The organism is Nonomuraea fuscirosea (genome assembly GCF_035917475.1).
Lineage (GTDB): Bacteria > Actinomycetota > Actinomycetes > Streptosporangiales > Streptosporangiaceae > Nonomuraea > Nonomuraea fuscirosea.
The window spans coordinates 1,045,477-1,067,413 of record NZ_CP109074.1; the positions used below are offsets into that span (position 1 = coordinate 1,045,477).

General features: G+C 71.9%; 21 protein-coding genes. 7 read left to right on the forward strand and 14 right to left on the reverse strand.

The window, feature by feature from the left end; all coding sequences use genetic code 11:
* Position 1: 1 nt before the first annotated feature.
* The 5 genes from OIE67_RS04655 to OIE67_RS04675 form a co-directional block, all read right to left on the reverse strand.
* Entirely contained in the window at positions 2-874 is an 873-nt protein-coding gene (locus OIE67_RS04655) for a carbohydrate ABC transporter permease (protein ID WP_326636976.1), read from the reverse strand.
* Positions 875-888: 14 nt separating this feature from the next.
* Positions 889-1,791, reverse strand: coding sequence for a carbohydrate ABC transporter permease (locus OIE67_RS04660; RefSeq protein ID WP_326636978.1), 903 nt, complete (start codon positions 1,789-1,791; stop codon positions 889-891).
* A 1-nt stretch (position 1,792) separates the two neighbouring features.
* Positions 1,793-3,118, reverse strand: coding sequence for a carbohydrate ABC transporter substrate-binding protein (locus tag OIE67_RS04665; protein ID WP_326636980.1), 1,326 nt, complete (start codon positions 3,116-3,118; stop codon positions 1,793-1,795).
* Between the two features lie 138 nt (positions 3,119-3,256).
* Positions 3,257-4,279 carry a LacI family DNA-binding transcriptional regulator gene (locus tag OIE67_RS04670; RefSeq protein WP_326636982.1) on the reverse strand — a complete coding sequence of 341 codons (1,023 nt, stop codon included), beginning with the start codon at positions 4,277-4,279 and terminating at the stop codon, positions 3,257-3,259.
* Positions 4,280-4,302: 23 nt separating this feature from the next.
* Positions 4,303-4,518 (reverse strand): hypothetical protein, encoded by a 216-nt coding sequence (locus OIE67_RS04675; RefSeq protein WP_326636984.1) that lies wholly within the window; start codon positions 4,516-4,518, stop codon positions 4,303-4,305.
* A 46-nt stretch (positions 4,519-4,564) separates the two neighbouring features.
* On the opposite strand from OIE67_RS04675, the gene OIE67_RS04680 reads away from it, so the two are divergent.
* From OIE67_RS04680 to OIE67_RS04690, 3 genes are all read left to right on the forward strand, one after another.
* The gene (locus OIE67_RS04680; protein WP_326636986.1) at positions 4,565-6,415 is read left to right on the forward strand and encodes a glycoside hydrolase family 35 protein; all 1,851 of its coding nucleotides are present in this window, start codon (positions 4,565-4,567) and stop codon (positions 6,413-6,415) included.
* A gap of 86 nt (positions 6,416-6,501) precedes the next feature.
* Positions 6,502-7,098 carry an acyl-homoserine-lactone synthase gene (locus OIE67_RS04685; RefSeq protein ID WP_326636988.1) on the forward strand — a complete coding sequence of 199 codons (597 nt, stop codon included), beginning with the start codon at positions 6,502-6,504 and terminating at the stop codon, positions 7,096-7,098.
* A 42-nt stretch (positions 7,099-7,140) separates the two neighbouring features.
* Positions 7,141-7,878, forward strand: coding sequence for a class I SAM-dependent DNA methyltransferase (locus tag OIE67_RS04690; RefSeq protein ID WP_326636990.1), 738 nt, complete (start codon positions 7,141-7,143; stop codon positions 7,876-7,878).
* Positions 7,879-7,893: 15 nt separating this feature from the next.
* Here the strand turns inward: OIE67_RS04690 and OIE67_RS04695 are convergent, their stop codons facing one another.
* Positions 7,894-8,805, reverse strand: a complete 912-nt coding sequence (locus OIE67_RS04695; protein ID WP_326636992.1) for a LysR family transcriptional regulator — start codon at positions 8,803-8,805, stop codon at positions 7,894-7,896.
* 175 nt (positions 8,806-8,980) lie between these two features.
* Between OIE67_RS04695 and OIE67_RS04700 the strand changes: the two genes are divergently transcribed.
* Entirely contained in the window at positions 8,981-10,510 is a 1,530-nt protein-coding gene (locus tag OIE67_RS04700) for a GNAT family N-acetyltransferase (protein WP_326636993.1), read from the forward strand.
* A 267-nt stretch (positions 10,511-10,777) separates the two neighbouring features.
* A complete protein-coding gene (locus OIE67_RS04705) occupies positions 10,778-11,119 on the forward strand; it encodes a histone-like nucleoid-structuring protein Lsr2 (RefSeq protein ID WP_106238642.1) in 342 nt (113 codons plus the stop codon).
* A gap of 285 nt (positions 11,120-11,404) precedes the next feature.
* Here the strand turns inward: OIE67_RS04705 and OIE67_RS04710 are convergent, their stop codons facing one another.
* From OIE67_RS04710 to OIE67_RS04730, 5 genes are all read right to left on the reverse strand, one after another.
* The gene (locus tag OIE67_RS04710) at positions 11,405-13,792 is read right to left on the reverse strand and encodes a penicillin acylase family protein (protein ID WP_326636997.1); all 2,388 of its coding nucleotides are present in this window, start codon (positions 13,790-13,792) and stop codon (positions 11,405-11,407) included.
* Between the two features lie 9 nt (positions 13,793-13,801).
* Positions 13,802-16,087 carry an FtsX-like permease family protein gene (locus tag OIE67_RS04715; RefSeq protein ID WP_326636999.1) on the reverse strand — a complete coding sequence of 762 codons (2,286 nt, stop codon included), beginning with the start codon at positions 16,085-16,087 and terminating at the stop codon, positions 13,802-13,804.
* Entirely contained in the window at positions 16,084-16,764 is a 681-nt protein-coding gene (locus tag OIE67_RS04720) for an ABC transporter ATP-binding protein (RefSeq protein WP_106238638.1), read from the reverse strand. Before OIE67_RS04720 ends, OIE67_RS04715 begins: the two co-directional genes overlap by 4 nt.
* Positions 16,761-17,288 (reverse strand): PadR family transcriptional regulator, encoded by a 528-nt coding sequence (locus OIE67_RS04725; protein WP_106238636.1) that lies wholly within the window; start codon positions 17,286-17,288, stop codon positions 16,761-16,763. The genes OIE67_RS04720 and OIE67_RS04725 overlap by 4 nt, the downstream gene beginning before the upstream one ends.
* Before the next feature lie 76 nt (positions 17,289-17,364).
* Entirely contained in the window at positions 17,365-17,916 is a 552-nt protein-coding gene (locus OIE67_RS04730; protein WP_326637002.1) for a helix-turn-helix domain-containing protein, read from the reverse strand.
* Positions 17,917-17,975: 59 nt separating this feature from the next.
* Here OIE67_RS04730 and OIE67_RS04735 point away from each other — a divergent pair, with 59 nt between their 5' ends.
* On the forward strand, positions 17,976-19,301 hold the full coding sequence (locus OIE67_RS04735; protein ID WP_326637004.1) for an alpha/beta hydrolase: 1,326 nt from the start codon (positions 17,976-17,978) through the stop codon (positions 19,299-19,301).
* 19 nt (positions 19,302-19,320) lie between these two features.
* Here the strand turns inward: OIE67_RS04735 and OIE67_RS04740 are convergent, their stop codons facing one another.
* Complete coding sequence (locus OIE67_RS04740; protein ID WP_326637006.1) at positions 19,321-20,106, reverse strand: SAM-dependent methyltransferase; 786 nt, start codon at positions 20,104-20,106, stop codon at positions 19,321-19,323.
* A 72-nt stretch (positions 20,107-20,178) separates the two neighbouring features.
* Complete coding sequence (locus tag OIE67_RS04745; protein ID WP_326637008.1) at positions 20,179-20,859, reverse strand: GNAT family N-acetyltransferase; 681 nt, start codon at positions 20,857-20,859, stop codon at positions 20,179-20,181.
* A gap of 104 nt (positions 20,860-20,963) precedes the next feature.
* Between OIE67_RS04745 and OIE67_RS04750 the strand changes: the two genes are divergently transcribed.
* The gene (locus OIE67_RS04750) at positions 20,964-21,425 is read left to right on the forward strand and encodes a MarR family winged helix-turn-helix transcriptional regulator (RefSeq protein WP_106238630.1); all 462 of its coding nucleotides are present in this window, start codon (positions 20,964-20,966) and stop codon (positions 21,423-21,425) included.
* Positions 21,426-21,435: 10 nt separating this feature from the next.
* Here OIE67_RS04750 and OIE67_RS04755 read toward each other — a convergent pair whose 3' ends face one another.
* The gene (locus tag OIE67_RS04755) at positions 21,436-21,936 is read right to left on the reverse strand and encodes a MarR family winged helix-turn-helix transcriptional regulator (protein ID WP_326637011.1); all 501 of its coding nucleotides are present in this window, start codon (positions 21,934-21,936) and stop codon (positions 21,436-21,438) included.
* Between the last annotated feature and the right edge of the window lies 1 nt (position 21,937).

Genomic DNA, 21,937 nt, shown 5'->3' on the forward strand with positions numbered 1-21,937 from the left:
TCTAGCCCTTCACGCCGCCGGCGGCCATGCCCTCGATGAGCCGGCGCTGGATGAGCGCGTACAGGATGAGGACGGGGACGATGACGATGACCATGCCGGCGTAAAGACGCCCGTAGTCGGCCGCCGCCTTCTGCGCGGTCATCAGGTTGAGCAGCCCGACCTGCAGCGTCTTGCCCTCGCCCGGCAGCAGGGTGAGCGCGATGATGAAGTCGTTCCAGTAGGCCAGGAAGTTGAACAGGATCACGGTGGTGAGCGCCGGCCGCGCCATCGGCAGCATGACCCTGGTCATGATCTGGAAGCGCGAGGCCCCGTCCAGGGCCGCGGCCTCCTCGTAGTCGGCGGGGATCGAGCGGAAGTACGCGGTCAGCAGGTAGATGGTGAACGGGATCGACGTGGCCGCGTACACGAGCGACAGGACCCCGGGGTTGTCGATGAAGAAGCCGCCGGGCAGGACGTCCACCAGCGCGCGGTCCCAGTCGACGAGCATCAGGAAGATCGGCACCACGATGTAGTTGACGTTGACGAACAACCCCGCGAGCAGCGCGACCTCGACCAGGCTCCGGCCGCGGAACTCGTAGCGGGCGATGACGTACGCGGCCGGCACCGACACCGCCACGACGAACACCAGCCCGAGCACGGTGACCAGCAGGGAGGTGAAGAAGTACTGGCCCATGCGGGCGCCCACGAACGCGTCCACGTAGTTCTGCAGGTGCAGGCCCTCGGGCAGCGTCCACGGGCTGCCGTAGAACTCGCCCTTGCGCTTGACCGAGGCGAACAGCACCCAGGCGACCGGCACCGCGATGGCCAGCGCGATCGCCGTGACGAGGATGTAGGTGAGCGCGCGGCCCGTCCTCGCCTTGGGGAAAGGTGTCATGGTGGGAGAAGTCCTCAGAACTGGAGGGGCTCGCGCCGCGTCGCGCGGCTCACCAGCAGCGACACGAGGAACGAGAAGGCGAAGATGACGACGCCGATGGCCATGCCGTAGCCGTACGACGAGTTCGTGTACGCCTGCTTGTACATGTAGCTCAGCAGCACCTCGGAGGAGCCGTCGGGCCCGCCGCCGGTCATCGCGCGGACGAGGACGAAGCTGAGGTTGACCGCGCTCATCACGAAGAACGTCAGCGTCGTGCGCAGGTTCTGCCAGATGAGCGGCAGCGTGATGGCGAAGAACTGGCGGCCGGCCGAGGCGCCGTCGAGCGCGGACGCCTCGTACATCTCCTCGGGGATGCTCGCCATGCCGGACATGTAGAGCACCATGTAGTAGCCGAGCGACTGCCAGACCATCGCGATGGCCAGCGACCAGAGCACGATGTCCTGGTCGCCGAGCCAGACCTGGCGCAGGCCGTCCAGCGACAGCAGCCGCAGGGTGCCGTTGATCAGGCCGTTCTCCTGGTCGTAGAGGGCCGAGAAGATGGCCGCGATGACGACCACGGACAGCACGCTCGGGACGTAGAGGACGAACCGGTAGAGGGTCCGGCCCCGCAGCCGCTGCCGCGTCATGATCGCCGCCAGGAACAGGCCCATGCCCATCGTCACGACGGTCACGACGACCAGGAGCGCCACGGTGTTCTGGAACGCGCGGACGAACTGGGTGTCGTCGAGCAGGCGGACGAAGTTGTCGAGCCCCACGAAGCGCATGTCCGGGGAGAAGCCGCTCCACGTGTAGAACGACATCCGGAACACGTTCACGGTCGGGACGATCATGAACAGCACGAAGAGCACGAGCGCGGGCAGGAGACAGGCGAGCACGAACGGGCCGCTGCCCCGCCTGCGGGCCGCGGGACCGGCCACCTCAGTTACCCGCCTGGCGCAGCTTCTCGCTGGCGTCGTTCAGCGCGGTCTGCCACTGCTCCTGGGTCTTGTCGCCGCTGATGATGCTGTTGGCGGTGTCGAAGAGCGTGCCCTTGATGTCGACGCCCTCGACGGGCGCGGTGCCGGCGAAGCCGCCGACGAGCGCGGAGACCGACGGGTCCTCGTAGACCCGGTAGAACTCGGCGTTCTCCCCGGTCAGGCTGCTCACGATGCCGTCGATCGGCTGGATCGCGTCCGACTTCGCGAAGATCGCGGCCGCCGCGTCGGAGTAGAGGTAGGCGACGAACTCCTTGGCCGCGTCCTTGTTCTTGGCGGCGGCGGGCACCCATACCGACTCGACCGAGGTGGTGATGTAACGCTTGCCGTCCTCGGTGATCGCCGGCAGCGGCGTCAGGCCCCAGGCGAAGCCGTCGGCGCGCGGGGCGTCGGCCATCTCGCCGACGATCCAGGTGCCGTTCGGCATGAACAGGGTCTTGTCGTCCAGGATGGACTGCTGGTTCTTGGTGAAGTCCTGCTCGTTGGCGTAGCCGACCGTGGTCGGCGCGGCGTACTTCAGCAGCCGGGTGGTGAGGTCGAGCACCTGCTTGGCCTGCGGCGTCTGCCACACGCCCTGCTTGTACGTCATCACGTCGGTGTAGAACTGCTCCCCGCCCACGTCGGCCAGCAGCGCGAAGAAGTAGGAGTCGAGGTAGCCCGCGGTCGGGTAGGTGAACAGCGAGATCTTGTCCTTCTTGGCCGTCTCGCCGAGCGCGAACATCTCGTCCCAGGTGGCCGGGACCTTCCAGCCCTTCTTGTCGAACAGGCCCTTGTTGTAGAACAGGCCGGTCGGCGCGTAGTACATCGGCATCGTGTACGTCTTGCCGTCGCCGTACGGGTTGGTGTTGAGGTTGCCGACGATGCCGTCGATCAGCTTGTCGCCGACGGTCTTGTCCTCACCCGGCACCTTCGCCCGCAGCACGGGCGTGAGGTCTTCGAGCGCCTTGTCCTTGATCAGGGTCTCGGTGAGCGCGGCCTTGCGGCCCTGGCCGAGCACCACCACGTCGGGGAAGCGCCCGGCCTTCATGTTCGGCGTGATCTCGTCCTCGATGCTCTTCGAGATCTGCAGCTGCACGTCCACATTCGGGTGGGCGCTCTCGTAGGCCTGGACGACCTGCGTGTACATGTCGCGGCCGTAGCCGCCTTCGAGCGCGGCGACGTTGAGGGTCGTCTTGCCGCCGGTGTCCGAGCCGTCCCCCTCGGCCGAGCAGCCGGTGAGCAGTCCGAGCGTCGCGACCGCGGCGGTCGCGAGGACGAGTGATCTCCTCATGGTTCTGGGATCCTTCCGTGGGCACTCTGCCCACCTGACTGGGGCGGAGGAACGAGTCCGGAGCCGGACGTTGTTACAGTGGCATCGATAACATGGATGGCGCAAGTGGCACTTGTCCAAGTGCCGCTCACCCGGGTTTCAGGAGGCGCGGGGCGGGCCCGTGGACGCGCGCACGGAGAGCGTGGCCGTGACCAGGGATTCCTCCGACTCGGCCCCGTCCTCACGCAGCAGCAGGGCGACCGCCGCCTCGCCGGAACGGTAGAAGTCCTGCCGCACGGTGGTCAGCGGCGGCGAGCAGTAGGCGGCCAGCTCGATGTCGTCCACGCTGACGATGGACACGTCCTCGGGCACGCTCCTGCCGCGCTCGCGCAGCGCGCGGATCACGCCGAAGGCCATCTCGTCGCTGGCCGCGAAGACGGCGGTCACGTCGGGGATCATCGCCAGGACCTGGCCCTGCCGGTAGCCGGAGTCGGGCGACCAGTCGCCCTCCAGCGGGGGCGGCGCCGGGATCCCGGCCGCGGCCAGGCACTCCTGCCAGCCCTGGCGGCGCTGGCGGGCCTCGATCCACTCGTCGGGGCCCGCGACGTGCCACACCTGGCGGTGGCCCAGGTCGAGCAGGTGCTGGGTGGCCAGGCGGCCCGCCTCCTTCTGGTCGATCCCGAGCACCCTGGCGCTGGCCGTACGGGAGCCGTCGAGCGTGACCGTGGGGATGTCGCGGGTGATGTCCTCCATCTTCTGCGTCACGGAGATGAGCGGCACGGCGATGACGATGCCGTCCACGCCCTGGTCGGCCAGCTTGGACAGGGAGCGCTCCATCAGGCCCGTGTCGAGCCTGGCGATGGTCGCGATGCTCACCGCGTAGCCCGCCTCGCCCGCGGCCGCCTCGACGCCGGCGGTCACCGCCGAGCGCGAGTAGTAGCCGCCGGACTGCAGCAGCACGAGCCCGATGGTGTGGCTGCGGCCGGACGACAGCACCCGCGCGGCGTTGTTGAACCGGTAGCCCAGCCGCTCCACGGCGGCCAGCACGCGTTTCCTGGTCTCCGGGTTGACGTTGGGGGAATCGCGCAGCGCGCGCGAGACCGTCTGCGCCGACACCCCGGCGGTCCTGGCCACGTCAGCCATGCTGGGCTGCCTCGTCGGCCGCTCGGTGGCTTTGGTCACGGCGCTCCTCTCTCGCGGCTTCGTCAGGGGGATCCTACCGCGCTTGTTACATATGGCATCGATAACATAAGGTCTCCCCTCGTGATCGAGCTCCCTGCGACGCGAACCCCGACGACCTCCGCGGCACCCACGGCATCCACGGCACCTCCGGCGTCCACGGCGTCCACGGCGTCCACGGCGTCCACGGCGTCCACGGCGTCCACGGCGTCCACGGCATCCACGGCATCCGCGGCGTCCACGGCATCCGCGGCCCCGGCCGACGCGCCGGCCGGCGTGGAGGCCGGCGTGGAGGCCGGCGTGGAGGCCGGAACGGCCACGAGCGCGCTCACCTGGCGCGGACGGCGCCTGCACCGGCACGGGGTCCCGCACCGCATCCTGTCCGGGGGGCTGCACTACTTCCGCGTCCATCCCGATCTCTGGCGCGACCGCATCCGCCGCCTGGCCGACCTCGGGCTCAACACCATCGACACCTACGTCGCGTGGAACTTCCACCAGCCCCGCGAGGACGCGGCTCCGCGCTTCGACGGCTGGCGCGACGTCGAACGGTTCATCCGGCTGGTGGGGGAGGAGGGGCTCGACGTCGTCGTGCGGCCGGGGCCGTACATCTGCGCAGAATGGTCGAACGGCGGCCTGCCGAGCTGGCTCACCGCCCGCGACGTCGCGCTGCGCAGCTCCGACCCCGCCTTCACCGCGGCCGTCGGCCGCTGGTTCGACGAGCTGATCCCGCGCCTGGCCGCGCTCCAGGCCGGCGTGGGCGGGCCCATCGTGGCGGTGCAGATCGAGAACGAGTTCGGCAGCTACGGCGACGACCAGGCCTACCTGCGCTGGAACCGCGAGGCGCTCATCTCACGCGGCATCGGTGAGCTGCTGTTCACCGCCGACGGCCCCACCGAGCTGATGTTGGACGGCGGCACCCTGCCCGGCACGCTGGCCGCCGTCACCCTGGGCTCCAAACCCGCTGCCGCCCGGCGGCTGCAGGCGGCGCGGCGGCCGGACGAGCCGTTCGTCGTCGCCGAGTTCTGGAACGGCTGGTTCGACCACTGGGGCGAACGGCACCACGTGCGCGGCGTGGACAGCGCCGTGCGCACCCTCGAAGGGATCATCGCCGACGGCGGCAGCGTGAGCGTCTACATGGCCCACGGCGGCACCAACTTCGGGCTCTGGGCCGGCGCCAACGAGCACGAGGGCCGGCTGCAACCCACCGTGACCAGCTACGACTCCGACGCGCCCGTGGCCGAGGACGGCAGCCTCACGCCCAAGTTCCACGCCATGCGCGCGGCCCTCGGCGCCCGCGGGCCCGTCCGGGTGTCCGAACGCCCGCCGGTGCTGCCGCCGGCGCGGGTGCCGCTCGTCCGCCGCGCCGGACTGCTGCCCGGCCTGCGCGCCGTGTCCGCGCCCGCCACGGTCGAGCCGCGGCCGGCCTCGTTCGAACGGCTCGGGCTCGACGCCGGCATGGTCCTGCACACCGCGCACCCGCGTGTCCCCAAGGGGGAGCATCGGCTCACGCTCATCGACGTGCGCGACCGGGCCATGGTCTACTGCGACGGCACGTTCCTCGGCGTGGCCGGGCCCGGCCTGTCTGAGCTGTCCGTACGCGGGACCGGTGCCGTCGTACGGCTGGAGATCCTGGCCGAGAGCCTCGGCCGGGTGAACTACGGCCCCGGCCTCGGCCGGCACAAGGGCCTGCTCGGCCCGGTCCTCATCGACCGGCGCATCGTGCAGGGCTGGGAGAGCACCCCGATCGCCCTCCAGGAGTGGACCCCTGCCGACCTCGCCACCGCGACCGCCGCCGGAGAAGCCGCCGCAGGCGAGTCCGTTGCCGCCGGCCTCGCCGCCGGAGAGCTCGCGCCGGCCGGCGGCGGGTTCGCCGAGGCGATCGTGCGCGTCGGGACGCCCGCCGACACCTTCCTCGCCCTGCCGGGGTCGGGCCGCGGCCTGGTCTGGGTGAACGGTTTCCTGCTCGGCCGCTACTGGGACATCGGCCCCCAGGCCACGCTGTACTGCCCCGCGCCGCTGCTGCGCGAGGGGGACAACGCCGTCACCGTGCTCGAACTCGAACGCCCCGGCGACGTCCTCGAACTGCGCGACCGGCCGGAGCTGGGCCCGCCGGAGGAGTACGTCGAGGAGTTCGACTGATCCCGCCGCCGTCCACCGCCATCCAGCGCCCCCGTTCCGGCGAACCAGTGATCGGCGAAGACGCCGATTCCTTCCTGGGGGTGTCCGTGGATCAGCGCGCGCAGCAGATCGTCGTCGGCCGGGCGGACGACGTGCCCGGATGGCTGCTCGACGGCATGTACCGGCTCCGTCACGAGGTGTTCCGCGAACGCCTGCGCTGGGACGTCGGCAGCAGGGACGGCAGGGAACGCGACGCCTACGACGACTGCGACCCGGTCTACGCGATCGGTTACGCCGAGGAGCGCCGGGAGGTCACGGGCTGCTGCCGCCTGCTGCGCACCGACGGCCCGTACATGCTGCCCGAGGTCTTCCCCGAGACGCTGCGCGGCGGGCCCGCGCCGCGTGATCCGGCCACATGGGAGATGAGCCGGCTGGCCATCGGCCGGGGCTGGTCGCGTACGGTGTCGGCGGGTTTCGGCCCTTTCGCCCGCGCGCTGATCTGGGAGGCGTTCCGCTGGGTCGACCGGCACGGCGACACGGTCGTCGCGGTCTCCAGCGTGGCCGTGGAACGGATCGTGAACGGCATGGGCGTGCGCACCCGGCGCTTCGGCGACGGCCGGGCGACCCGCGTGGGCAGCGTGCTCTGCTCCGCCTACGCCACCTCGACCAGGGACTACCTGGCCCACGCCGCGCCCGGCCGGTGAAATCCGGTGGACATCGCCCATCCGGATGACCATGGTGGGCGGATGCGACAGCAGGAGATCTGGAACGACGAAGTCGCCAAGGGCTACGACACGCCGGGCACCGGCATGTTCGCGCCCGAGGTGCTGGGCCCCGCCGTGGACCGCCTGGCCGAGCTCGCGGAGGGAGGGCGGGCGCTGGAGTTCGCCATCGGCACTGGACGGGTGGGCGTGCCGCTGGCCGAGCGCGGTGTGCCCGTCACCGGCGTCGAGCTGTCACCCGCGATGATCGCGCAGTTGCGGACCAAGGTGAGCGAAGCCGTCATCCCCGTGGTCGAAGGCGACATGGCGACCGTCTTCGTGCCGGGCGACCACACGCTCGTCTACCTCGTCTACAACACGATCTCCAACCTGCTCACGCAGGCCGAGCAGGTCGAGTGCTTCCGCAACGCCGCCCGGCACCTGGTGCCGGGCGGACGTTTCGTGATCGAGCTCTGGGTGCCCGACCTGCGTAAGCTGCCCCCGGGCCAGCAGGCGGTCGTGTTCGCGTCCGAGCCGGGCTACATCGGCCTCGACACCGTCGACGTGCTGCGCCAGCACGTCGTCTCCCACCACTTCAGGTTCGACGACAGCGGGCGGGCCGAGCTGTTCCGCAGCCCGCACCGTTACATCTGGCCGGCCGAGCTCGACCTCATGGCCCAGCTGGCCGGGTTCGAGCTGGAGAGCAGGCACGCCGACTGGACCGGAGCCGAGTTCACCGCGGAGTCGCGCTCCCACGTCTCCGTCTACCGCCTGCCCGCCTGAACGTCGGGCCGTCCGTCACAGACGCTCGGCGTCGGGGTGGGCGCCGAGCAGGTCGAGCACGGCGGTGACGGCCGGCGTCACGGTGCGGACGAGCGCGTACGTGGTCCGGGTGATCTCGACCGTGGCGATCGGCCTGAGCACCACGCCGTCGGGCACGCCGACCACGGAGGCGACCAGCTCGGGCACCAGCGCGACGCCCAGGCCCTCGCGCACCATGCGCAGGACCAGCGCGTAGTCGTCGGCGGTGTGGATGACGTCCGGATGGAAGCCCGCCATGGCGCAGGCCCGCCCGAGCAGCACGTGGTCGGTGGTGCCCCGGGAACCCGCGATCCACGGATCGCCGCGCAGCGTGCCCAGGTCCACCGCGCTGTCGTCCGCTGGGCCCGCCGCCGGATGGGTGGCGGGAAGGGCGAGCAGGATCGGCTCGGCGCCCACGAACCAGCGGGAGATGCCCGGCGGCAGATCCTCGGGGATGAGGTTGTAGGAGAAGGAGATCCCGAGGTCGCAGGCGCCGCGGCGGAGCGCTTCGACGGTTTCGCGAGGTTCGAGCTCGGCCATGATGACCCGCAGGCCCGGATGACGGGTCCTGGCCACGGCCATCGCGGGCAGCAGGCGGTGCACGGCGGCGGTGGCGAAACAGGCCACGCGGACGGGTCCGCGCGGGGTCGTGGCCGAGCGGAGGTCCTCCTCCGCCGCGTCCAGGGCGTTGAGCACGATGTGGGCGTGCCGTACGAGCCGCCGTCCTTCCGCCGTGAGCCGGACCCGGCGCCCGGAACGCTCGAACAGCGGCACCCCGGCCTCGCGTTCGAGCGTGGCCAGTTGCTGGGAGACGGCCGAGGAGGTCATTCCGCAGACCTCGCCCACGGCCGTCATCGTGCCGTGCTCGGCGAACTCGCGCAGCAGGCGGAGTCTGGTGGGATCCAGCATCAAGCGATCCTTACAGATCAGCGCACGATTACTAAGTGGACGTTGCCGATTCGACCACGCGAGACTGTCGTCGCACCACCCTGAATCAGCACGGGACACCAGCACCGGCATGCACAGACATCAGTACCGGCATCAGCACCGGCATGCACCGGAGATCGAGGCGAGGAGAAACGTCATGCGGACCGTCGTCGAGGTGCCCCAGTGGCAAGGCTCGCGCTCGCCCACGGCGCCGAAGCTGGTCGAAGGCGCGGCCCGGCTGGCGGCGATGATCCCGGCCGACGCGCACGTCCGGGTGGAGACGGGCGGCACCCTGGCCGAGACCGCCGCGCGGGTCCGGCGGGCGTTGCCGGCCGGCGGCTTCACCGTCACGGTCGGCGGTGACTGCGGCGTCGAGCTCGAACCGGTCGCGGCCGCGCTGCGCCGGCACGGCGACCGGCTGCACGTCGTGTGGTTCGACGCCCACGGCGACCTGAACACCCCGGAGTCCTCCCCGTCTGGCGCCTTCCACGGCATGATCGTCCGTACGCTGCTGGGCGAGGGCCCGCCGGACCTGGTCCCCTCACCCGCGCTGCGCCCCGACCGGCTCGCCCTCGCCGGAACGCGGGCGCTGGACCCCGCCGAGGCCGACTACATCCGCCTGGCCGGCATCGGCGGCCCGGCCGGCGTCGCCGACGGCGCTCTCGTCTACGTCCACGTCGATCTCGACGTCCTCGACGGCTTCAGCTCCGTCGGCTATCCCGAACCCGACGGCCTGAGCCCCGACGCCCTGATCGCGGCCGTCGCCGAACTGGCCGCCCGGCACGAGATCGTCGGGCTCGGCATCACCGAGTACGCCCCCGCGGACCCCACCGACGAGGACCTGCTCAAGCGGCTGGTGCCCGAGCTGGTCCGGCTGTGCGCGAGCTCCGGCGCCCGGCAGATCGAGCGGCGGGCCGCCGCGGCCTGGCCCGCCGGGCACGCGGAGGAACGTGACGGCTGGCTGCTGCGCCACACGCCCGGCGTCAACCGCAAGCGATCCAACTCGGCGCTCCCGCTCGCGGCCGAGTCCCCGTCCGTCGCCGCCATGGAGACCTTCTACGCCGGACGCGGACTGCCCGCGATCGTCCAGGTCAGCCCGGCGGAGCAGCACGCCGAACTGGACGCGGCGCTCGCCGCCCGCGGCTTTGCCAAGACAGGCGAGACGCTGGTCATGACCGCGGACGCCGATACGGTCATCGCCGCCGCCACGAAGAACGAGCCCGCCGCCTTGGACGAGGATCCGGCAACCGGTCCGACGGGAGATCCACGTCCGGGAGGAGAGCCGGGCACGGCCGGCGCCGGCGGTGTCGAGCGGGTCGCCGATCGGGGGCGCTGGGCCGAACTGTTCGAGGCCGTGACCGGTGCGGCGGACAGCATGCCGGTCGTCCGGCGGATCGAGCCCGAGACGATGCTGCTGGTCGCCGGAGACGGCGCCGGTCTGGGGCTGGCGGTCATGGACGACGGCTGGACGGGCGTGTTCTGCATGGCCACCCATCCCGACCGGCGGCGCCGGGGCGTGGCCGGAGCCGTCATGGCGGAGCTCGCCCGGTGGTCGCGGGAGCGGGGCGCGCCCCGCCTCTATCTTCAGGTAGAGGAGGACAACCACCCGGCCCGCGCGCTCTACGAAGGGCTCGGCTTCACGACGTCACACCACTACCATTACCGCCGCGAGGACCGTCACGAGTAGCGGCGCGAGCACCTGAGTGAGGACCTGAGCGAGAACCGGCGCGCGGGCTGACGGAGACGGCGGCCGGAACGGCCATTGAATTGCCCTTCAACACGGTGATGCCATGCCGGATCCGTACAGACGCGGGCGCCTTTGGGCAAGTGTCTTTCATGCCCGAAGGCCGCGGCGCATCCGTGCTTTTTCATCGCGAAGGCACCCCCGAGAGGTGCATGATCTGCTGAAGGTGGCTACAGTACGTGCAACCGTGACGTAAATTGGAGCACCCTTATGGCGAAGCGTATTGTTGAGTCCTTTCTCGATGACATCGACGGCAGTGACGCCGAGGGGACCACGAGGTTCTCCCTCGACGGCACCAACTACGAGATCGACCTGTCCGGTTCCAACCGGGAGAAGCTGGAGCGGGCCCTGGCCCCCTTCATCACCAAGGCGCGTGCCGTCCGCGCCGACAGGGGCGCGCGCGGCCGTCGTGCGGGCGCCGTCTCCTCCAGGGCCGTAAGCAGGGAGAAGTCGACCGAGATCAGGCGGTGGGCCAAGGCGCAGGGGCTGCCGGTGAGCGAGCGCGGCCGGATCGCCTCCACGGTCGTGGAGCAGTACGAGGCGGCCCACTGAGCGAGCGTCCGGGGTCCCGCCCCGCCCGTCGCGTTCAACCGGCCGCCCCGATTCGGCCGGCTTGATTCGGCCGGGACCCCGCCCGCGGGCCACGAGTTTCGCCTGACTTCCTTTCTTCGCCATTAGCCGCGGCCCTCGGCGACGCCTTGCCGGGAGCGCCTCACGCCATTCGGCGTCCCTTAACTGCGCGGTTAATTGCTAATTGGCGGATGGCCGGCGTTGATCCGGGAGATCACCAGCTGAACCACCCGGAGATCGCCGGCCGAACCGTCCGGGGCCGTTCTCTCATCCCCGTACGGTGGTGACGCGCAGCCGCGGATCCGCCTTGATCTCCGCCTCGGTGAAACGCTCCGTCACCCATCCGCCGCGCGCGAACAGGGCCGTCTGGTCGGCGTGGTACGGCGAGGACGGGTTCGCGGACAGCGAGTAGGTGAGGATCGTCCGCGTCCTCGGTCCGTCAGGGGTGAGCTCGACGGCCATCATGAAGCTGGAGCCGGTGTCCACGTCCGGATAACGCCCGCCGCTGAGCCTGCCGCGCATGCGTACCCGGTCGAAGCAGCCCTCGGCCTCGGTGCAGCCGGGGATCGGGTGCGAGCCGTAACGCTGGGCCTGGCCGGGGGTGAGGGTGAGCGGCATGCCGCCGTCCTCGAACGACTTCACCGCCTCGGCCAGCGCCTGCCGCACCTGCGGGGCGTCCCGCTTGAGCCCGCGCGGCGTGGTGAGCGGATGTTCGGGATCGAACGGCACCCGCCACCAGCGCCAGATGGGCTCACCCGGCTTCGTCGGGCGCTGCAGCCCGGTGTAGAACTCGCGCCACAGGATCGCCCCCTCGCCGTCCAGGGTGGCGCGCCCGTCCCAGGCCGTCAGCGTCCGGCAGGCCGCGCGCACGTCCACCCGCTCGCCGGCGGCCGTCTTCAGCACGCGATGGTCCCGGCACAGCGCCGCCACGTCCTTGCGCAGCAGCTCGAACGTGTAGTTGCGCTTCGACCGGACGGTGGCGCTCAGGGTGCCCAGGGTGAAGCCGCGCGGGCCGAGCCCGTCGGCGCCGGACAGCCGCCGGTCGATCATGTCGAGGCTCACCCGGGGCCGCGGCTCGACGTCGGTGCGGACCTTGCCCCACACCTCGTCGTAGCCGGTCATCGGCGCCGCCGGGTTCGTCATCCACGGGGTGTTGTTGCTGTTGGCGACGTAGTCGGCCCTGGTCAGCCGGGGCTGGCTGCCCGGCCCGAAGATGCCGGGCACGACGGCGTCGCCGTCCTCACCCCACTGGCACGCCGACGTGGAGCCGTCCAGCACGTACGCCTCCAGCGACGGATCCGGCGACAGCACGGTGCAGCGGCGCGCCATGGCGTCGGTCACGTGGGGAACCACCGAGGCGTCGGCGAACGTGGTGGTGCCGCCGATGTCGGTGGCCAGCGTGTAGACGAACGGCAGGCCCTGGTGGGTGTCCTGGGCGGCGCGCAGTTCCTTGAGGTTTCGCGCCTTGGCCATCGCCAGCCACGTGTCCGCCGAGCGCAGGTTGGCGGCGTTGACGTCGGCCAGCGCGTAGGCGTACTCGTCGCTCTGGCCGGCGGCCAGCACCGGGCCGTAGCGGGAGGTGGGCAGGGCGCGGGTGACGATGCCGCCGTCCTTCAGGCGTACCTCGATCTCCTGGCGTCCCATCGGCTCGGTCTTTCCGTCCACCAGGTAGCCGCCGCGCCCGCCGGCCAGCTTCAGCCGGTAGACGCTGAAGCGGTGGGCGTGGGAGACGGTGTGCGTCCAGGCGATGCTCGCGTTGTGCCCGATCTGGACGACCGGGGTGCCGTACAGGCTGGCGCCCGCCACGTCGAGCACGCCGGGGATGGTGAGCTGCACCTGGTAGAAGCGGCGGATGCCGTTCCACGGGAAGTGCGGGTCGGCCAGCAGCATGCCGTGGCCGTCCCTGGTGGCCTGACGGCCCAGCGCCCAGGCGTTGCTGCCGGGGGCCGGCCCGTCCGGCCCGGCCCCGCCGCCTCCGGCGACGGCCTCCTTGAGGCCGGAGCCGCCCGCCAGGCGGTTGAGGTCGAGCAGGTTGTGCCAGACGTCGGTGGCGGTGATGGGCCGCACCCATGCCTGGCCGCGGCAGGTGGGGTCGGGCAGGTTCGCCACTCCGGTGTCGCGCAGGTACGCGTTGTAGCCGGCGGCGTAACCGGCCACGAGCCGGCGCATGTCCTCGGTGGGGCCGATCGGCGCGGGCCTGGCCAGCAGCCGCGGTACGACGCCCGAGTCGGCGACGCTCTTGAAGTAGATGTCGCTGGTGAGGTTCGCGACCGGGCGGACCGGGTCGTCCGACTCCGCCTCGGGGCCGAAGAACATCGACCGCTCGCCCCGCAGCGTCGTCACCCACGAGGCCAGGACGCACAGATTGTCCTGGGCGAACGCGTAGCCGTAGCCGAAGCCGAGCCCGCCGTGGTCCTTGGCGGAGATGTGCGGGATGCCGTACTCGGTGCGCCGGATCTCGGCCGCGTAGCCACCGGCGGCGGGCAGGTCCTCCGTCGTGACGGGCCCGTCCTGCTCCGAGGGGACGGGCCCGTCCGCGGCCGAGGCGGTGAGTCCCATCGAGGTCGCGGCGGCCGGCGTGTCCGGGGCCGCCACCGTGACGGTGGCGGCCAGGGCCAGGGCCGTCACCGCGGCCGGCCAGGGTCTGAACTTCAAGGGGGGCTCCTATTCGAAACGCGCGTTGTCCGGCGCGGTCATGTGCCGCAGCAACGGCAGCGCCATGAGGATGACCAGCAGTGACGCGGCCAGTCCCGCGCCGGCGGTGGCGAAGTAGACGGGTCCCGGCATGGCCGGTGACGCGTTCTTCATCGCGAGCCCGTCGATCATCGGGCCGGCGACGCCGAAACCGGCCGCGGCGGCGACGGCGGCGGCCAGGACCAGCGGCAGCGCGGACTCCAGCAGCACCACCGAGGCCAGGGTGCGGGCGGGCGTGCCCGCCAGCCGCAGCAGGGTGAACGGCTGCCTGCGCTCCATCAGCCCGCCGCCGACCGCCACGACGAGACTGCATCCGCCGGTCAGCAGGGTCAGCGCCACAATGCCCAGCGCGATGTTCTCGATCTGGGTGAACAACGTCGCCCTGGTCTGGGCGACCTCGGCGAAGGTCATCGGCGCGTCGGCGCCGTAACGCGCCAGCAGCGTCCGCACCCGCTCCAAGGTCGCGGCTCCGTCCGCGCCGGTACGCTCTCCGCCCGGCTCCACGTCGCCTGTCCCGGTGCCGCTCGCGTCGGCACCGTTCGTGGCGTCGAGGCGGACCAGGACCGCCGCGAGGCTGAGGCCGGTGGTGGTGGCGGGGCGGCTGGAGGGGCCGGCGAGGGGCAGGAGGCGGTCGACGGTGAGGGGGTTGTCGACTCCCACCAGGCGCTCGAAGTTGCCCATGACGGCCCGCGCGCCCGCCGGGCACGTCCCGATGGCGGGAAAGCGGGCCAGCTCCGCGCACCCGACGGCCGTCCTTGGCGGCGGCCCGTCGGGGCTGATCAGGTGGTTCTCGGCCGACTCCGCCAGCGCGTAGACGGGCAGCACGCCGACCCCCGGGTACGAGCGCAGCCGGTCGAGCAGTTCGGCCCCCTCGCGGGGCGGCAGCCCGCCGAGACCCAGGGGGGCACGCAGCACGCCGGTCAGCGCGCCGCCGGCCACGGCCTGCTGCCCGGAGACGACGGCCGGGACGATGCCCGCGATGGCCGTACCCAGGAAGACCGCCAGCACGAGCCCGCTCACCGAGCGGAAGGCGCCCCTGGGATCGGCCGCCAGCCGCTGCGAGGCGAGCAGCGTGGCCGCGCCCCCGGTCACGCGGGCCGCGAGCCGCGCGGCCAGCATCGTCACCCACGGACCGGCCAGCACCAGTCCGACCATGACCAGCGCGAGTGCCACCGCGGCCAGCCCTTCGTCGGCCTTGTGGCCCTCGTCACGGAACACCGGCCCGGCGAACAGCCCGAGCCCGGCCAGCAGCGGGATCACCCGCCAGATCCGCGGCGGCCGGGGCGCGGCCTTCCTCACGGTGCCGAGCGGCGAGACCCGTACCCGGCGCAGCGACCACAGGGCGGTGCCACCGGCCAGGAGGGGCACGCCGACGAGCACGGCCGCGTACTGCCAGGGCTCGGGGGTGACCAGGTCGGGGTAGAAGCGGGCGCCGGTGATGCGCAGGTCCGCGACGGCCGGGCGTACCAGCGGGAAGAGCGCGAGACCGAGCAGCGCGCCCAGGAAGGCGCCGATCGCCGCGTCCGTCGCGGCGATCACGCTGATCTGGCGGGACGTGGCGCCGACGAGCCGGATCGCGGCGAAGCGCGCCTCGCGGCGGGCGGCGGCCAGCCGGGTGGCGGTGCCGACGAGCACGAGCAGCGGGACGAACAATCCGATGGCCGCGACGGCGAACCCGAACCGGTAGAGGTCGCCGAAGTCGTCGTAGCCGGTGCCGGTCTCCACCGTGTCCACCTGCCGCGTCCCGGTGATGGCGGCGACCTCCAGCGGAGTGCGCCCCACCACGACGGTCAGCTCGTCGGGCCCGGACAGGGCGGCCCGGCCGACGGTGCCCGCGAGCGTGCCGGGGAAGCGGTCGCCCAGCTGCTCGGGCGGCACCGAGGCGAGCAGCCTGGCCAGCGCGGGGGAGGCGTAGTACTGGCCGGGGGCGGGCATGCGCGCCAGCCCTGGCACGATCGGCGCCCGTGGGCCGAGCGCGGCGGCGTCCAGGCGCTTGATGCTCTGACCGGCGTGGTAGTCCTGGCGGTAGTTCCACAGCGCGCCGTCGGCGGTGGCGTCGAGGGCCCAGCCGCTGGGCGCGGTGCCGGTGGTGCACTCCCAGCAGGGGCGGGCGGAGGTGGCCTGGAAGGCGTTGAAGAGCGAGAGCGTGACCAGCAGCACGGTGACGCCGGCCGCCACTCCCGCCACGATCAGCGCGAGCCTGGCCACCGCCTCCCCGCCGCCGCGCAGCGACAGGCGCAGGCCCAGGGCGATCATCGTACGGCCTGGCCGGCGAACGGGTTGGTGACCTGGCCGTCGCGGACGATGACCTCCCGGTCGGCGAACGCGGCCACGCGGGCGTCATGGGTCACCACGATCACCGTCGTGCCCTCCTCGCGGGCCAGGCCGACCAGCAGCTCCATGACGTGCTCGCCGGTGAGCGAGTCGAGCGCGCCGGTCGGCTCGTCGGCGAACAGCACCCGGGGCCCGAGCACCAGCGCGCGGGCGATCGCCACCCGCTGCGCCTGGCCACCCGACAACTGCCCGGTACGCCGGCCGCCCAGCTCTCCCAGCCCCAGCCGCTCCAGCCAGCCGGCCGCCCGCGCGTAGGCCTCCTTGCGCCTGACCCGGCCCAGCAGCAGCGGCAGCGCGACGTTGTCGGCCACGGTCAGCTCCGGCACCAGCTGCCCGAACTGGAAGACGAACCCGAACGCGGTGCGCCGCAGCTTGGTGCGCCGGGCGTCGCTCATCGTGTCCAGGCGCCGCCCGCCGAACCACACCTCGCCGCTGTCGGGGGTGAAGATCCCGGCCAGGCAGTGCAGCAGCGTCGACTTGCCCGAGCCGCTCGGCCCCATGACGGCCAGGATCTCCCCGGCCTCCACGGCCAGGTCGGCCTCGCGCAGCGCCAGGGTGTTCCCGTACGAGCGGCTGAGCCTGCGCGCTTCGATGATCATGACTCGCGCACCATGTCGGCCAGCGCCCCGAGCCGCGCCTGTGTGACGTCGATCCAGCGCAGGTCGGCCTCCAGGTGGAACATGCCGTGGTCGGCGAGCAGCGCGTCGGCCAGCGAGCCGGTGCGCTTGATCTGGGTGAACTCCCGCATGCGCCGCAGGTGCGTGGCCCGTTGCAGGTCGAGGTAGGCCGCCGCGTCGCGCCCGAGCATCAGCGCCAGCACGACTTTGGTGAACAGCACCGTCTGCAGGTACGGCTCGGCCGCGACCGGCTCCGACAGCCACTCCTCGACCTGCTGCTGGCCGAGGGGGGTGATGGCGTAGCGCTTGCGGTCGGGCCCGTCGCCCGGCTCGCTCATGCCCGCCGTGACCTTCCCGTCTCTGGCCAGCCGGCCGAGCGTGGAGTACACCTGGCCGAACGGCAGCGCCTTGCCCCGGCCGAAGTAGGTGTCGTAGTCGCGCTTGAGGTCGTAACCGTGGCTGGGCTCGCGCTCCAGCAGGCCGAGCAGCGCAAGGGGAACGCTCATGGCTCGGAACTATACACCAGGGGTATATACCCCGTGTATACAAAGCCTGCCGAGGGTCCGGAGTCGCGCGCCTGGGTCAGGACGACTCGGCGTCGGAGGGTGGCTGTTCGACCGGGAAGAAGATCGGGCTGAGCAGGTGCTGAGTGCGCTCCTGCGTCGGCTGGTTGCCCAGCAGCGGCAGGATCACGCGACGGAACTCGCGGATCATCGTCTCCAGCTCGTCGCGGGTGAGCCACACGGCGTGCTGGCGGTAGCCGACGAGGTCCGCCACCGGGTCGGCGCCCTCGCGGTCGAGGTAGGCGTTGAACTCCGTGACCAGGACGGCCAGCGCCGTGGCGAAGGTGCGCCGGTGGTCGTCGGGCGTCATGGCCGTGAGCACGTCGGCGTCGAGGACGGCTCGGCCGTGGCTCAGCCGGTAGCGGCGCTCCACCGCGCCGCGCACCCGCCGCTCGCCCGCCACCTCCAGGATCCCGGTGGCCGCGAGCAGGTCGACGTGCCGGTAGACCATGGCCTTCGAGGTGTCGGGGATCCGCGCGCACAACTGGCCGATGGTGAGTTCCCGCTCTCCGCGCATCGCGTGCACGATCCGCAGCCGCACCGGGTGTGCCAGTAGCTCCAAAGTGTCCACGATGCAACGTTCTCATGGTGTGTTACCGTTCGCAAAACAGTAGAAAGCAGGGTGCCGGAATGATCAGGGAAACAGATCCGGCGGCGATCGCCACGGCGGTCGTCGAGATGGCGCGGAGCGGACGCTTCGCCGACATCGAGCTTTCGTTCGCCCCGGCGCTGCGGGCGGTGGCTTCCGCCGAGACGCTGCAGGTCGGCTGGGAGAGTCAGCTCTCCAGGCTCGGGGCGATCGGCGAGGTAGGTGCGCCGATCAGCGAGCCGGCCCCCGAGAGCTGGGTGACCGTGATCGGGAAGGCCGATCTGGTCAAGGTGAGCGTCCCGGTGACGTGCGAACGTGGCGGGCTGACGGTGGTCATGGCGGTCGACGAGGTCGGCCTGCTGCAGGATCTGCAGCTCAAGCCACCGCTCACCGAATCGTGGACGCCGCCGCCGTACGCCCGCCGCAGCAGATTCGACGAGCACGAGGTCACCGTGGGCTCCGGCACGCCGGCCGTACCCGGCACGTTGAGCCTGCCGCGCGGGCGCGGCCCGTGGCCCGCCGTGGTGCTGCTCAGCGGCGGCGGGCCGTTCGACCGGGACGCCACCACCGGCCCCAACAAGCCCCTCAAGGACCTGGCCTGGGGGCTGGCCGGCCGCGGCGTGGCCGTGCTGCGCTTCGACAAGGTGACCCACACCCACGCCGCCCAGGTGGCCGCGGACCCGGGCTTCACGATGAGCGACGAGTACGTCCCGCACGCCGTCGCGGCCGTCCACCTGCTCCAGAGCCACCCCGCCGTCGACGCCGCGCGGGTGTTCGTCGCGGGCCACAGCATGGGCGGCAAGGTCGCCCCGCGGGTTGCCGCCGCCGAGCCGTCGGTGGCCGGGCTGGTGCTCCTGGCCGCCGACACCCAGCCCATGCACCGGGCCGCCGTCCGCGTCGTCCGCCATCTCGCCTCGCTCGATCCCGGCGCGCAGGCCGCGGTCGAGGCGATCACGCGGCAGGCCGCACGTGTCGACAGCCCGCACCTGTCGGCCGAGACCCCCGCCGCGGAGCTGCCGTTCGGCTACTCCGGGGCGTACTGGCTCGACCTGCGCGACTACGACCCGGTCGCGACCGCGGCCGCGCTGGACAAGCCGATGCTCATCCTCCAGGGCGGCCGCGACTACCAGGTCACCGTCGCCGACGACCTCGCGGGCTGGCAGGCGGGCCTCGGCCACCGCGAAGACGTCACCATCCGCGTGCACGTCGCCGACGACCACCTGTTCTTCCCCGGCTCAGGACCGTCCACGCCCGCGGACTACGACCGGCCCCAGCACGTCGACGCGGCCGTGGTCGCCGACATCGCCGACTGGCTGGCACCGCGCCGACCGGCGCTCGCCCGGCTCCTGTCCACCTTCAGACGCTGACCACCCTCGGGTGTGTCGATCAGGGCTTGCGTGCCACGCCGCAGACCGCGTTGACCGCCGGCGGCGGGTCCTGGCCGGGCGGCGGGCGCCACAGCGGCGTGGACACCACGCCTGGCGGCACGAGGTCGAGCCCGCCGAACAGGTCGGCCAGCCGGCCGGGGGTGCGCAGCGTGTAGGGGAAGGCGGCTCGCGCGTTGTAGGCGCTCACCGCCTCCACCAGCGCCGGATTGACGTTCACGCCGTCCGACAGGGCCAGATGGCTGCCCGGCGCCAGCGCCGCCACGTATCGGCGGACGAGGTCGGTGGCCGGTCCCGTGCCCGGCACCTGGCCGACGATGCTGAGCATCATCAGGCCGACCGGCCGCGACAGGTCGAGCGTCGCGGCGGCCTGCCCGAGCACGGCGTCCACGTCGCGGACGTCGGCCTCGATGTAGTCGGTCCTGCCCTCGGGCGTGCCGGACAGCAGGGCGCGGGCGTGCGGGAGCACCAGCGGATCGTTGTCGACGTAGACGACGCGGCACTCGGGAGCCAGGCGCTGCGCGACCTCGTGGGTGTTGTCCGCGGTGGGCAGGCCGGAGCCGAGGTCGAGGAACTGGCGTACGCCGGCCTCGGCGACGAGATAGGTCACGGCCCGCCGCAGGAACTCGCGTTGCAACCCGGCCACCTGCGCGAAGTCGGGGAACATGCGCAGCAGCCCGTCACCGGCCTCGCGGTCGGCCGGGAAGTTGTCGGAGCCGCCGAGCAGGTAGTTCCAGACCCGTGCGGAATGCGGTTTCGTGTGGTCGATCCGGGGGTCGGCGTCCATTTCGGCAGATTACCCGACAGCGTTGTAAATGATCAGGTTCTGGTCGGGTGGGGAGCGTGTTTCCGGACTCGATCAGGGGGTGAAGTCGAGCCGCATGACCACCCGTCGCGTCGTCGGATGGGTGATCTCCGCGAAGCCCGCCTCCTCGAACACCTGGCGCGCACCCACGTGCAGCTCGCCCCAGGTGATCTCCTTGCCGGCATGGGTGACCATCGGGTACGCCTCCAGCGCCCGCGCGCCGCGGTCACGGGCGAAGCCGATCGTGGCCCGCGCGAGGAGATACGTGAGCCCGCGGCCTCGGTAGGCCCGGCGGACCACGAAGCAGGTCACCGCCCAAACGCCGTCGTCGTCACGGTCCTCGTTCCGGCCGGCCCACGGGATGCGGGAGTTGCGCAGTTTCACGTACGCCGGGCGCGGCTCGATCGCCACCCAGCCCGCGGGCTCCCCGTCCACGTAGGCCACCAGCCCGCTGGTCATCGGCGCGGCCGGGTCGTCGCAGGCGGTCTGGGCGCGCAACATCGCGACCCGCTCCTCCAGCGTGGTGTCCCGCCAGATCCAGCCGGCCACCTTGAACCGCTGGCAGCGGCAGCGGCGGGCGTCGTTGGCGTCGAAGATCGCGTCCAGATCCGCCCAGGACGCCTCGTTCGCGGGGACGACGGTGAGCCGCTCGGGTGCGATCGGCCCCCGGCCGGCCGGTCCTGCCGCCCGGCCGGCCGGTCCTGCCGCCCGGCCTGCCGCCTGGTGCTCGGTCATGGCCGCATGTTAGGTGCCGTTCCGGACAATCCGCGTCCGGTATGTCAGGCTCGGGTGGGGGCGTCCCTGTGTAGGCTGGCCGCGAGGAGGGATCAAGACCGGCCATGGACAAGTCCACCGACCGCATCGAGTACGAGACCATGCTGCTCGGGCGGCACCGCTACCTGTCCGCGCCACGTCTTCACCCCGACGGCGGACATCTCGACCGCAGCGCGTACATCGTGCTCAGCCGCCTGGAGCTCGACGGGCCGATGTCGATCGGCCAGCTCAGCGAGGCGTTCCGGCTCGACCCCTCGACGCTCAACCGGCAGACCTCCGCCATGATGCGGGCCGGCCTGGTCGAGCGCATCCCCGACCCCGAAGGCGGCATCGCGCGCAAGTTCCGTGTCACCGAGGAGGGCGAGCACCGCCTGCGGGCCGAGCGCCTGCAGAACATCCAGGGTCTGGAGAAGGTGCTCGAAGGCTGGAGCGAGGAGGACACCGCGGCCTTCGCCGGCTACCTGCGGCGCTTCAACTCCGACATCGAACGGCTCGAAGGCCGCCCCTGGCCCCGTCCCGCCCGCTGACCTTCTCGCCCTACGCTTCCGCTTCCGCTTCCGCATCCGCGCCGAGCCGTCCGGCGAGAGGGCCGGGTGCGCTCTTGGCCGCGAGGCTCGCCATCCCGGCGTTGAACCGCCTGAGATAGGCGGCGAAGGCGGCCGTGTCCTCCTCGCTCCAGCCCGCGAGGATGCGTTCCAGCCCGCGCACGTTTCGGTCCCGCTCCTCGTTCAGGCGGCGCCGCCCCTCCTCGGTGACGCGGAACTTGCGCGCGATGCCACCCTCGGGGTCGGGGATGCGTTCCACCAGCCCGGCGCAGAGCATGGCCGCGCTCTGCCGGTTGATGGTCGAAGAAGCCACTTTGAACGCCTCGCTGAGCTGCCCGATCGACATCGCTCCTTCGAGTTCGAGGCGGCTGAGCAGGACGTAGGCGCTGCGGTCCAGGTGCCGGTCGTCGCCGCGGGCGCTGTGCTGCCTCATGTCGCGGTGCCGCCACAGCAGCATGGCCTCGTACTCGAGCGCGCGTACGGACTGGTTCACG

Bases quoted from the DNA above. Each gene is read 5' to 3' on its own strand.
- OIE67_RS04700 (WP_326636993.1), top strand. From the start codon at position 8,981: ATGCGGACCGTCGTCGAGGTGCCCCAGTGGCAAGGCTCGCGCTCGCCC.
- OIE67_RS04715 (WP_326636999.1), bottom strand. From the start codon at position 16,087: ATGATCGCCCTGGGCCTGCGCCTGTCGCTGCGCGGCGGCGGGGAGGCG.
- OIE67_RS04750 (WP_106238630.1), top strand. From the start codon at position 20,964: ATGGACAAGTCCACCGACCGCATCGAGTACGAGACCATGCTGCTCGGG.
- OIE67_RS04720 (WP_106238638.1), bottom strand. From the start codon at position 16,764: ATGATCATCGAAGCGCGCAGGCTCAGCCGCTCGTACGGGAACACCCTG.
- OIE67_RS04740 (WP_326637006.1), bottom strand. From the start codon at position 20,106: ATGGACGCCGACCCCCGGATCGACCACACGAAACCGCATTCCGCACGG.
- OIE67_RS04695 (WP_326636992.1), bottom strand. From the start codon at position 8,805: ATGCTGGATCCCACCAGACTCCGCCTGCTGCGCGAGTTCGCCGAGCAC.
- OIE67_RS04690 (WP_326636990.1), top strand. From the start codon at position 7,141: ATGCGACAGCAGGAGATCTGGAACGACGAAGTCGCCAAGGGCTACGAC.
- OIE67_RS04655 (WP_326636976.1), bottom strand. From the start codon at position 874: ATGACACCTTTCCCCAAGGCGAGGACGGGCCGCGCGCTCACCTACATC.
- OIE67_RS04735 (WP_326637004.1), top strand. From the start codon at position 17,976: ATGATCAGGGAAACAGATCCGGCGGCGATCGCCACGGCGGTCGTCGAG.
- OIE67_RS04725 (WP_106238636.1), bottom strand. From the start codon at position 17,288: ATGAGCGTTCCCCTTGCGCTGCTCGGCCTGCTGGAGCGCGAGCCCAGC.
- OIE67_RS04665 (WP_326636980.1), bottom strand. From the start codon at position 3,118: ATGAGGAGATCACTCGTCCTCGCGACCGCCGCGGTCGCGACGCTCGGA.
- OIE67_RS04705 (WP_106238642.1), top strand. From the start codon at position 10,778: ATGGCGAAGCGTATTGTTGAGTCCTTTCTCGATGACATCGACGGCAGT.
- OIE67_RS04745 (WP_326637008.1), bottom strand. From the start codon at position 20,859: ATGACCGAGCACCAGGCGGCAGGCCGGGCGGCAGGACCGGCCGGCCGG.